An 11,422-nucleotide genomic window follows, 5' to 3' on the forward strand; every position below is an offset into this window, starting at 1 on the left:
ATGCCCAAACTGTTTCATCTTGCTGCCTCGCCCCGCACGGACTCCGAGTCCGCCGCCGGGGCTCGCGTCTTCCTCGACCGCTTCAGGCAGGCGCAGCCGGGCTGGGACGTCGACGAGATGAGACTGTGGCGCGAGAGCCTGCCGGAGTTCGACGGCGAGATCCTGCAGGCCAAATATGCCCGCATGGGCGGACGCGCCTTCACGGACGGCCAGCGCGCGGCGTTCGCCGCCGCCGAGCGCATGGCGGTGCGGCTCGATCTTGCCGAGCGCGTCGTGATCTCGACGCCGATGTGGAATTTCGGCATCCCCTACAAGCTCAAGCATTGGCTCGACATCATCAATCAGCCGGGCCTCACCTTCCGCTTCGATCCGAACAGCGGTTATCTCCCGCTGCTGAAGGACCGGCCGACGCTGGTGATCCTGGCCAGCGGCGGCGACTTCACCACCGGCATGAGCCGCGGCCGCACCGATCTCGCCACGCCTTACCTGCGTGAGACGCTACGATTCATGGGCCTGCAGGACGTGCGCTTCGTTGCGATCGGGCCGACCAGCGGGCCGAGCGAGCACACGGCCGCGGCGCGTGAGCGCGCGCATCGACGACTTGCCGAGATGGCTGTGCGGTTTTGAGATCGGTCGAAGGAGGTCGCGCTGCCGATCGGGACGCGTCTCAGATCGGCATCGCCAGCTGCGTTTCGACTCCGGCCTCGGTCTCCTGCAAGGATGACAGGGACACGCCGAGCAGCCGTACCGGCTTGGGCAGCGGCATCTCGGCCTGAAGCAGGGCGAGGGAAAGGCGCTCCAGATCGTCCCGGCTTGCGACCGCCGTCGCAACCGACCGGCTGCGGCTGATGATGTCGAAATCGGCGAATTTCACCTTCAGCGTCACCGTCCGGCCCCTGTTGCCGGTCGCCTCGCAGTGCCGCCACACCTTGTCGATCAGCGGCTGCAACTCGGCCGCCAGCGGTGCGAACTCGGTCAGGTCGGTCGCGAAGGTGCTTTCAGCGCCGATCGATTTCCGGATGCGGTTGGCCCGAACAGGGCGATGATCGATCCCGCGCGAGATCCAATAGTAATAGCTGCCGGCCTTGCCGAAATGCTGCTGCAGGAACGGCAGGGTCTGATTGCGGATGTCGAGGCCGGTGTGAATGCCGAGCGCGTTGAACTTCGCGGCCGTGGCTGGGCCGATGCCGTGAAACTTGCCGACCGGCAGCCCCTCGACGAAGGCCGCTCCCATCTCCGGCGAGATCACATACTGGCCATTGGGCTTGCGATGATCGGAGGCGAGCTTCGCCAGAAATTTGTTGTAGGAGATGCCGGCCGAGGCATTGAGCTCGGTCTCTGCCTTGATCCTGGCCCGGATCTGCAGCGCGATGTCGCGCGCCAGCGGAATGCCCTGCAGATTGTCGGTGACGTCGAGATAGGCCTCGTCGAGCGACAACGGTTCGATGATGTCAGTATGCTCGGCAAAGATGGCGCGGATCTGCTGGCTGATCGCCTTGTAGACGTCGAAGCGCGGCTTCACGAAGATCAGGTCAGGGCACAGGCGCTTGGCCGTCACCGACGGCATTGCCGAGCGCACGCCGAACTTGCGTGCCTCATAGCTGGCGGCTGCCACCACGCCGCGTTCGCGCGAGCCGCCGACCGCCACCGGCCGGCCGCGCAGCTCGGGATTGTCGCGCTGCTCGACCGACGCGTAGAATGCATCCATGTCGATATGGATGATCTTGCGGATCGCCGGCGGCGCGGCATCCGGGTCTGGACCGGAGCTTGGCATGATCAGTTGGACGAACTCGACGGCGAAGAACGTCCGGTGCAATCAGGCATTGGTCGTTGCTCTCGCGACGTTACAGGCCGTGAGAGACTTCCAGCAGATCAGGAGTGCCCGACGTGATTGAGAAGCGAAATCCAGGCGTAGTGGAGGGTGCCGCTGACGGTCCGGCGACCGGATCCGGACGGATCTGACGCCGATGTTCGAGCTCACGTTCTTGGGAACCTCGGCGAGCGTTCCGTCGGAGGACCGCAATCATCCCGGCCTTCTGGTGCAGGCAGATGGACAGCGAATCCTCATCGATTGCGGCGAGGGAATCCAGCGCCAGCTCTTGCGCAGCGGAGCGGGCTTTCGCAGGCTCCACCGTATCCTGCTCACCCACGGCCATCTCGACCACATCCTCGGCATTCCCGGATTGTTTTCCACCCTGCGGCTGCGCAGCAGCTCCGAGGTCATGAGCGTTCATGGCAGCTCGGGCACGCTCGACGTGGTGATCCGCATGCTCGCGGGATTGTGGGGCGAGGGCCGCGCGCCAATTCCGCTTCAGCTCGTTCCGCTCACGCCTGGGCAGGTCGCGGACGCCGGGGCCTTCACCATCAACTGCTTCCCGGTCCGGCATCGCGACACCGACAGCATCGGCTTCGCATTCACGACCCAGGCGCGCCGCCGCCTGCTGCCGGAGCGCCTCGCAACTCTCGGCGTGCCCGACGGTCCAATCCGAAAGACTTTGGCGGAAGGACAGCCGGTCACGCTCGATGATGGGCGGACCATCGATCCCGAGGATGTCCTCGGGCCTGCGAGCGGTGGGAAGAAGCTCGTGATCATCGGCGACACGGAAACCACCGAGGGCCTGCACGACCATGCTCGCGATGCGGATGTGCTCGTGATCGAGGCGACCTTTCTGCACCGCGATTCCGCCACCGCGCGCGACTATGGCCACCTCACGGCGGCCGAGGCCGCCGCGCTTGCGGCATCCAGCAATGTCGGCCGGCTCGTGCTGAACCATATTTCCGGCCGCTATTCCGACGAGGAGATCCTGGCTGAGGCAAGGGCGGTTTTTCCGGCCAGCCGTATCGCCTCGGATTTCGATCGGCTGACCGTATAGCTGCTCGACGCCTGCTGACGAGTTGCGTAGGCAAGGGAACCAGGGCACCGCCCATCGTCTTGACTGTCAAAGTCCATGCCTTGCTGCAAGTATGGACCCGTGCTGTCGCCTTGGCGCGCAAAGGAGCTCGTATGGCCCTCGTATTCATCACTGGCAGCACCGACGGGCTTGGCCGGGCAGCCGCCGTGTCGCTTCTCGATGCCGGTCATCAGGTGGTGCTGCACGCCCGGTCGACGCAGCGCGCCGAGGCCATCGGCGATCTCCGCTCACGCGCGGCTGCTGTCGCGATCGGTGATCTCAGCGTCACCGCCGACATCGATGCGATCGCCGATCAGGTCAACGCCGTCGGGCGAATGGATGCGATCATCCACAATGCCGGCGTTTACACCGAGCCAAGTCGCGGCTCCACCCCCGAGGGGCGCGCCCGCACTGTCGCCATCAATACGCTTGCGCCCTATCTGCTGACGGCGCGGCTGCATCGGCCGGATCGGCTGGTCTTCATCAGCAGTGGACTGCATCGCGGAGGAGAGGGTCCGCTGGACGATCTCGACTGGACGCGCCGGCCGTGGGATCCGGCCCGCGCCTACGCCGAAAGCAAGCTGCATGTCGTCGCGCTGGCCCTGGCGCTCGCGCGCCGCTGGCCGAAGGTTCTGAGCAACGCGGTCGATCCAGGATGGGTTCGCACGCGCATGGGCGGCGCTGGCGCGCCCGTTGATCTGGAGACCGGCCAGCGGACCCAGTCATGGCTGGCGGTCAGCGAGGATCCCGCTGCGCTGGTCAGCGGCCAGTATTGGCATCATCTGCGGCGGGAAGCGCCGGCCGGACAGGCGTCAGATCCAGCCTTCCAGGATCAGCTCATTGCGAAGCTGGCTGAGCTCACCGGCGTGACCCTTGCCGACGTGTGACGTACCGACGTTTCCAATGGCTGGCGACCCGACCCTGTCCTGAGCTCTTCTCAAGCCTGGATGATCTTTCGATGAGCAGGCGCGAGTCTTCCGCCTGCGATCATCTGTAGAAGCCGGGCGCCCCGGCAGTCGCCGGGGCAACGGCCTTCACCTCGGCTTTTCCTGAGCCCCAAGTGCGGGTAAAAGCCGACTGAAGCCACGTGGTCGTGGTGTGGATGAGCTGTCTCGGCGGCCTGACAGGGCGGCGTGAACGTCGCCCCCTGCTGCACAAAGAGCTCTCAATGGTTTGTCGAAGTGTCTGAAACAACTGTGAAATATGGCCTCCCCGGAGTTGGGCGCTTCTCCGTGGCGCCGATGATGGATTGGACAGAGAGTTTATTGAAATCAAATAGTTAGACGTGGGTCGTGTGCAATTTCTGTGCACGCATGTTCTACGATTTTTTACTATTCGTTCTCGCAAAGTTGCCCTCTGCTGCTTTCGCTTTTGCGCCCCAGCACACTAAGCAACGTCAGCCATTTCAGATCTTACCGCGAACGCTCGCACGCGCGATGATCTCTTAGGTCGCGTTGAAGGACACTTGGCCACAATGGAGTAGCGGACGATGCTCTTCAAACGTTCCGAGGGGCTGACACCATCCGAGCGGCTTCTGGCCGAGCTTTGTGATCGTTCATTCCTGAAACTCTGGACCTATCCCAATCTTTTCAAGAAGCCGAGCAAGGAGCTCACGGACCTCTTGGTCGTCTTTGGCAACGACGTGCTTGTGTTCTCGGACAAATCCTGTGCCTTTCCCTTGACCGGCGACTCGATGCTTGATTGGTCTCGTTGGTTTCGGCGGTCCGTCGCCCGCTCGGCTCATCAGGTCGACCAGGCGGAACGCTGGCTTCGCACCTATCCTGATCAGGTCTTCCTCGACACCAGATGCGCGGAGCCTCTTCCGATCCGTTTGCCGCCACTTACGGAGATGCGTGTTCACCGCATTTGCGTGGCACTGGGCGCGTTGGATCGAGCCAAGGCGGAAACCGGAGTGCGTGCGCTCAGGATCAATCCAAGAATTGTCGACGATGCCGAACCGTTCACGGTCGGCACAATAAGCCAAGCCCGCGGCTGGGTTCATGTATTCGACGAAGACAGTATCAAGGTCGTGCTGACGGAGCTCTCAACGACGTCCGACCTAATCCATTACCTGAACAGCAAGATGGCGCTCTTTGAAAACGGGAAATTTGTATACGCGGAATCTGAACTGGACATCTTGGCCTACTACCTGTGGAACGGCCGCAAGTTTCCGCAACATGACAAGGAATATCGGCTCGAACCGGATTTGTGGGCGAAAGCGCAGGCGTCTCCCGAATTCCAGGCTGGGCGAGAGCGGAACAAGATAGGGCAGTTCTGGGACGGTTTGATCGAATACGTCACCGGCCATTATTTGGCGCAGACGCTTGAGTTCGGGAACGAAATACAGATGTCCGATCACGAGCGACTGGTTAGAGCAATGGCCGGTGAGACACGTTTCTCAAGACGCATCCTGTCAAAACTCATTCTGGAGCGCGCCGAGATTGCCCGCAATAACGCGGTAAGCACATTGCTTCCCTCCGACCAGGCAGACATCAACTACGTCCTGTTCATCGGTCGCGGCGATCAAGGGAAGGATTACGCGGCGTACCGCGCCGATCGCATGCTTCACCTGAGGTCGCGATGCATCGCTGCAAAAGCGGTAAGACCGGAAAGGCGCTTCATCGTCGGGATTGCACTCGATGCACGTGGGATACGCGGCTCGTCTGAGGATTTCATTTTCTGGGACACAGCGGATTGGACGGAGGAGTCCATCTTAAGAGCGCAAAAGCTGCGTGAGGAACTTGGATACTTCCAGCCCGGCCAGGTCATTGAAAGCCAGATGATTGAGGATGAATATCCGGCCGTGCGGACAACCAAGAATCTCGCGGCACTTGCGGACGAACTCTCCAGTCTTACGCTTGCTGAATCAGCGCAGCTTGCCGAGATGCTGCGGGACAGGTGGGCGCTGGTTTGAATTCCCTGACGTTTGACCTCGATTGAAGGCAATGGTCAGGTAGACACTGCGTGCCAGACACCTTCGTTGACTCGTCCTGCGTCAGAATAAGTAAGGCACGTAAGATTCGGCTTGAGATCCGAACAAAAATTGCTCGATCCGGTGGCCCAGCCTCGGCCAGCGAGCGTGCCATTGCAACTCCGCCCGTGTGCGATGGTAGTCGTCAAGCGTGATCGGTGTCGGACTTCCGCCGGATCGACGCGCAGGACGTCGTCTTTTCCACGAGCAAATAGGCTGACCGAGCGCGTCCAAAGATTGTACGGGCATGGCGGTGGCCGCAGTGAATACGTCGCGTATTGCGACGCAGGAACATGAATTAGCCGAAAAGTTCAATGCCGTGTTGCGGAGCACGCCCCGGTTGCACTAGCGTGGCGTTCATGCGCAAGGACGGGGAAACGGTCCATCTTACGGCGAGCGACCTGGTGGGGCATCTCAACTGCCGCTACCTGACAGCGCTCGATCTCTCTACCGCGCGCGGCGAGATCGCGAAGCCGTCCGTTTGGGATCCTGTCCTGGAAGTCCTGGCAGAACGCGGTGCGCAGCATGAAAAGGCTTACATCGATCATCTCAAAGGGAAGGGAGATGAGATACGCCTGATCGGCGGAATCGGCGTCGAAAAGGATGCCGTCAATAAGACCGTCGCCGCCATGAAGGGCGGTGCATCCATCGTTGTCCAGGCCGCCCTTCAGGATGGCGTATGGAGCGGGCGGGCTGACGTGCTTCGCCGCGTCGAGAAGCCAAGCGTCTTTGGCGCCTGGTCTTATGAAGTCGTTGACACCAAGCTTGCCAAGGAGACGAAGGGCGGCACAGTCTTGCAGCTTTCATTGTATTCGGAGCTGCTCGCATCGATGCAGAAGAAACTGCCCGAATTCAGCTACGTCGTTACCCCGGAGACAGGCTTCGAGCCGGAAATCTATCGGACGACAGATTATTCGGCTTATTACCGGCGCGTGCGCCGCAGTCTTGAACAGTCGGTCGACAATGGCACGGCCGACGATCTCTATCCCGAACCGAACCCGCACTGCGACATCTGCCGATGGCGGCGACATTGCGATGAGAAGCGACGAAAGGACGATCACCTCTCGCTCGTCGCCGGAATCTCGAAAAGCCAGATTGGCGAATTGAGACGCCATGATGTCGGCACGACCGCGACGCTGGCGGAAGTTGTTCTGCCCTGGCCGTGGAAGCCGGATCGTGGCGCCGCTCAGAGCTACGAGAAAATTCGCGAGCAGGCGCGACTGCAGGTCAAGGGACGGACGGAAGGCAAGGTCATCCATGAGGCCTTGCCGATTCAGCCCGGGTTCGGGCTTTGTTGTCTGCCCGAACCGTCGCCGGGAGACATCTTCTTCGACCTCGAAGGCGATCCCTTCGTGCGGGGCGGCGGGCTCGAATTCTTGTTCGGCTATGCCTATCAGGACGAAAGCGGACAAGCGCAGCATCGCGCGGAATGGTCGTTCACCCGGGCCGATGAAAAAGCTGCTTTTGAACGCTTCGTCGATTTCGTCTTTGAGAGCCTCAAAACATATCCGGGCCTGCACATCTATCACTTCGCGCCGTACGAACCGGCCGCCTTGAAGCGCCTTATGGGCCGATACGCAGCGCGGGAAGAGGAAATCGATCGCTTGCTGCGCGGCGGCGTGCTTGTCGATCTGTTCGCCGTGATCCGCCACAGCATTCGCGCCAGCGTCGAGAGCTATTCCATCAAGAAGCTGGAGCCGCTTTACGAATACAAGCGCGCGCAAGATTTGTCCGACGCCGGAAAGATACTTGCCAAGGTCCAGGCCTGCCTTGAGCTCGGCGATGTGCAGGGCATAGAAGATGCCGATCGCAAGGTCGTCGACGCTTACAACAAGGATGATTGTTTATCGGCATGGGCATTGCGTGATTGGCTCGAAGGATTGCGCGCCGAGCTCCTCACGGGAGGCGCGACAATAGACCGTCCCGAGCCCAAGAGCGGAGACGCAAGCGAAAAGCTCACCGCATGGCAGCAGCGTATTGCTCCGCTCGTCCAAAGCCTGACGCAAGTGGCTCCGGTCGATGTGACGGACCGGACACCGGATGAACATGCACGCTGGCTTCTGGGCAATGTTCTGGATTTCCACGGCCGCGAGATAAAGGCGACCTGGTGGGAGTATTTCCGCTTGTCGGCTCTGTCCGCAGAGGAGTTGCTCGACGAGCGTGCTGCGATCTCCGGCCTGACGTTCGCCGGCAATGTTGGAGGAACAGCAAAAGCGCCTATTCACCGCTACAGCTTCCCGGCGCAGGAAACGGAGCTGCGCGGCGATGAAGATCTGCGTGCGGTCGGAGGGAAGCCGTTTGGCAAAGTTAACGCGATCTCTCTTGACGACCGTACGGTGGACATCAAGAAGCGGCAGGATTCGGCTTCACTGCACCCGGAGGCAATTTTCTCGCATAAGGTGATTGGAACAGAGGAGCAGGCAGAAGCCCTCGTGCGTATCGCCGAATATGTCATCGCAAATGGAATGAAGGGGCCGGGACGCTATCAGGCGGCGCGCGATCTCCTTCTATTCGATGCGCCGAAGATCGGTGGGCAGCCGATCAGAAACGTGGATGAGACGACGCTCAGTGCAGCGGTTCGCATCTCGCCGGCATTCGAGCCTTGTGTGTTTCCCATTCAAGGACCTCCGGGCGCGGGTAAGACGCACATCGGCGCTCGCATGATTTGCGCCCTTGTTGCAACGGGAAAGAAGGTCGGTATCACCGCGAACAGCCATAAAGTCATCCGCAATCTGCTGGATGAGATTCAGCGCGCGTGCAAGCAGAGCGGCAAGCCAATTCAGAGCATCCAGAAGCTATCGGAAAAGGCGGACGACGTTCCCGGCATCCGGTTTACGACCGACAACGCCAAAATCTTCTCTTCGCTCGGGCCCGATTGTCCGGTGGCCGGTGGAACGTCGTGGCTATGGGCTCGCCCGGAAGCTTTCGAAGCCCTTGATGTATTGTTCGTTGATGAGGCGGCGCAGATGTCGCTCGCGAACGTCCTGGCGGTGTCGCACGCGGCAAAGACGGTCGTTCTGCTCGGCGACCCGCGCCAACTCGAACAGCCATTGCAAGGCAGTCACCCGGAAGGAACGGACGTATCGGCGCTCAAGCACATCCTGGGCGAACATGCCACCGTCACTGCCGACCGCGGGCTGTTCCTGGAAGAAACATGGCGGCTGCATCCGGAGATATGTTCGTTCACTTCTGAGCTGTTCTACGAAGACAGGCTGCGGTCGAAACCCGGCCTGCAGCAACAGGCGATCAAATCACAAAGCGGCGTGAATGGCTCTGGCTTGCGCTACCTAGCGGTCGAACATGAAGGCAATCAAAGCGCTAGCCCTGAGGAAGCGGACGTTATCAAGGCCTTGGTCGAAGAGATCCTTGCATCGAAGGCGACATGGATAGGACCGGACGGAGAAGAGGCTCCTGTTGCACTCGACAACATCCTGATTATTGCGCCGTACAACGCGCAAGTGTTCGAATTGCAAGATCGCTTGCCGGGTGCGCGGATCGGCACCGTCGACAAGTTTCAGGGGCAGGAAGCACCGATCGTCATCTATTCAATGACCACATCAAGCCACGCGGACGCGCCGCGCGGTATGGAGTTTCTTTACAGCGCCAACCGCTTGAACGTCGCCACGTCGCGGGCGCGCTGCGTTTGCATCCTTGTCGGCTCGCCGTCGCTGTTCGAAGCGGAATGCCGTACGCCGCAGCAGATGCAGCTTGCGAATGCCTTCTGCCGTTACTTGGAGATGGCGCAGGCAATATGACGCGCGGGCTAAGAATATCGGCCGTTGCTGCCTGACCATGGTACAATCGGCTATGCGACGTGATTCAATGACCAGGCGGATGTTGACCCATGCGCTTCAAGAATTTGGAGAGTTACAGGATCGGCGGGGTCGGCAGCGACATGCAGCTTGGAATTCCCCTGCCGAAAACGCCGGACGGCCGTGTCTATCGGTACTCACCGAACGAAAATGCGCATCCGCGACTTTTTCTGCTTGGCGACCGGGTGGAAGGCTTCGCTCTCCCGGAAACCATGAGCGCGCGTATGTCCCATATGCCGGGAACGCCCGGCACAATCTGTCCGTATAGCGGCACATTGGATGAAGACGATGCCTTCACACATCCGGACGACGTAGCGGCAGCGCAGGAAGTGGTCGCGCACGCCGCTGCGGCCGACGTCGCTGAGGCCTTTCATGGCATGTTCGCCGATCTTGGGCGCAAATTCGCCGGGAATAAGTTCGTCAAGATCAAGCCGGGTCCGCAGCCGCATCCGAAACCTCGACCCCGTTTCGCGCGCCGCGATTTGCTGCGCGAGTTGGTATGTGACGAATGCGGCCGCGATTACGGGGTCTTTGCGATCTCGCTGTTCTGCCCGGATTGCGGAGCGCCGAACATCCATCTGCATTTCGCCCGCGAGGCGATGCTCGTGCGGGAGCAAGTGGAGATGGCCGGCAAGCTGGGTGCAGAGCAGGGGGAACTGGCTTACCGGCTGCTCGGCAATGCGCATGAGGATGTCCTGACCGCATTCGAGGCAACTCTCAAAACCGTCTATCTCTACAAGCTCACGACGCGGCCCGCAGACGCGCCCGAGGTGAAGCCAGTCGGAAATGCTTTCCAGAACATCGAGCGGGGCCGGAAGCGTTTCGCCGAATTCGGCTTCGATCCATTCGGAAGCCTGAGTGTTGATGCGCTTGCTGTGCTCACGCTGAATATCCAGAAGCGTCATGTCATTGGGCATAATCTCGGGATTGCCGATGCGATGTTCACCGAGCACGCGGCTGATGCGCGCCTTGGCGAAACGGTGCCCTTGGTTGGCGAGGACATTCTTCAGTTCGCGGACATCTGCAAAATGACCGTCGACCACATCGATGCGTGGCTTGCGAGCGGCGCGCTGCCTCCAAGCCGCGATGTGCCGCCTGTAAAGCCGATTATCGCGCCTCCAGCGAAGGAGCCGGCGACATTGAGGGTCGGAAAATTAGGCAAGCTGGCCGTACGCATTGCACTATGGGTTGCGGAACGATCAGAAAAAGGCCTCGGTGATTTCATCGCCGAAGAGGAACTGACGAAGGCCTTTCCGGATTCCAGCATGGACGAGTTGGCGTTCGCCGTGGCCGAGCTTGCGAAGGACGGTTATCTGCGGACGAGCGCCGTAATCTCCAAACGCATTCCACGGATACGCGTCGCCGCCGAGCTGTTCATCACTTTCGATCCGCATGCGATAAAGACTGACCCGGCGTCGGATGTGGTTACGCTCGTGGACTTGGCGCTTGCCAGGAGCAACACGGTAGGCGTCGAAGAATTGCATGCAGCGACGGGATGGCCGCTTAGACGCTTCAATCCGGCCTTTGCTTATATGGTCTCGCAGATCGACGGACGGCGCGTTCTCGCCGGCGGGACCAATGATTATCCGGCTCGCGGCTTTTTTTTGATGGATGAGGATCGGGTTGATCTCAAGCGTTTTGCCGATCGCCTGAGGGGCTGAGACCCGTCCAGAGGAGGGGCGCATTGCGTCGTCCGGAGGGGAACGGCCGCCACGGCTGGCGGCCGTTGGGTTTGCATTTGTTCTCTA

At 60.8% G+C, this 11,422-nt stretch carries 7 protein-coding genes; 6 read left to right on the forward strand and 1 reads right to left on the reverse strand.

Annotation, left to right across the window (positions count from 1 at the left end):
* Nucleotides 1–627 carry an FMN-dependent NADH-azoreductase gene (locus ACQR07_RS15625; protein ID WP_434903166.1) on the forward strand — a complete coding sequence of 209 codons (627 nt, stop codon included), beginning with the start codon at nt 1–3 and terminating at the stop codon, nt 625–627.
* 40 nt (nt 628–667) lie between these two features.
* Here the strand turns inward: ACQR07_RS15625 and dinB are convergent, their stop codons facing one another.
* A complete protein-coding gene (gene dinB, locus ACQR07_RS15630) occupies nt 668–1,774 on the reverse strand; it encodes a DNA polymerase IV (protein ID WP_434903383.1) in 1,107 nt (368 codons plus the stop codon).
* A 193-nt stretch (nt 1,775–1,967) separates the two neighbouring features.
* On the opposite strand from dinB, the gene rnz reads away from it, so the two are divergent.
* The 5 genes from rnz to ACQR07_RS15655 all read left to right on the forward strand — a co-directional run bounded on the left by rnz (nt 1,968) and on the right by ACQR07_RS15655 (nt 11,335).
* Nucleotides 1,968–2,873 carry a ribonuclease Z gene (gene rnz / locus ACQR07_RS15635; protein WP_434903167.1) on the forward strand — a complete coding sequence of 302 codons (906 nt, stop codon included), beginning with the start codon at nt 1,968–1,970 and terminating at the stop codon, nt 2,871–2,873.
* A gap of 131 nt (nt 2,874–3,004) precedes the next feature.
* On the forward strand, nt 3,005–3,778 hold the full coding sequence (locus tag ACQR07_RS15640; RefSeq protein ID WP_434903168.1) for an SDR family NAD(P)-dependent oxidoreductase: 774 nt from the start codon (nt 3,005–3,007) through the stop codon (nt 3,776–3,778).
* Nucleotides 3,779–4,380: 602 nt separating this feature from the next.
* Nucleotides 4,381–5,805, forward strand: coding sequence for a hypothetical protein (locus tag ACQR07_RS15645; protein ID WP_434903169.1), 1,425 nt, complete (start codon nt 4,381–4,383; stop codon nt 5,803–5,805).
* A 416-nt stretch (nt 5,806–6,221) separates the two neighbouring features.
* A complete protein-coding gene (locus ACQR07_RS15650) occupies nt 6,222–9,617 on the forward strand; it encodes a TM0106 family RecB-like putative nuclease (RefSeq protein WP_434903170.1) in 3,396 nt (1,131 codons plus the stop codon).
* An 89-nt stretch (nt 9,618–9,706) separates the two neighbouring features.
* Entirely contained in the window at nt 9,707–11,335 is a 1,629-nt protein-coding gene (locus tag ACQR07_RS15655) for a hypothetical protein (protein WP_394017640.1), read from the forward strand.
* The last annotated feature ends 87 nt before the right edge of the window (nt 11,336–11,422 follow it).

Origin of the sequence: Bradyrhizobium sp. HKCCYLS20291 (assembly GCF_051167715.1) — a bacterium.
Classification (GTDB): Bacteria; Pseudomonadota; Alphaproteobacteria; order Rhizobiales; family Xanthobacteraceae; genus Bradyrhizobium.